Source organism: Pseudomonas sp. K5002 (genome assembly GCF_013386655.1).
Lineage (GTDB): Bacteria > Pseudomonadota > Gammaproteobacteria > Pseudomonadales > Pseudomonadaceae > Aquipseudomonas.
In genome coordinates this window covers 1-387 of record NZ_JACARK010001679.1, presented here as the reverse complement: position 1 = coordinate 387, position 387 = coordinate 1, and the positions used below count along the sequence as shown (strand labels likewise).

The 387-nt window shown below is 66.4% G+C and carries 1 pseudogene; it reads left to right on the top strand.

From position 1 onward, the window contains the following. A pseudogene (locus HX846_RS38665) lies at window positions 1-387 on the top strand (salicylate biosynthesis isochorismate synthase); the annotation flags it as partial.

Below are 387 nucleotides of genomic sequence, written 5' to 3'. Positions count from 1 at the left end.
CAGCCGTTGCTGTGTGGCGGCTTTGCGTTTGACCCGAAGGGCCCACGCTCGCTCAAATGGCAGTCATTCGCCGCCACCTCCCTGGTGCTGCCGCGCATCCTGCTGCTGCGGGAAGCCGAGCAACATCATGTGATCTTCAGCCAGTGGCTGGAGCCCGGGGCGGACGCGGTGCGTTGCGCCCAGAGCCTGGAAACCCAGTGGACGTTGCTTCTGTCCCGCTACGCCAGTGCGCCACGCCAGGAGATTCCCCTCGGCACACCGAGCGACGAAAACACCATCAGCGCGCAGCAATGGCAAGACACCGTGGCGACGGCCGTGCAGCGCATCAACGCCGGCGACCTGCGCAAGGTGGTGCTGGCCCGCGAAGTGCGGTTGACCACCTCACGG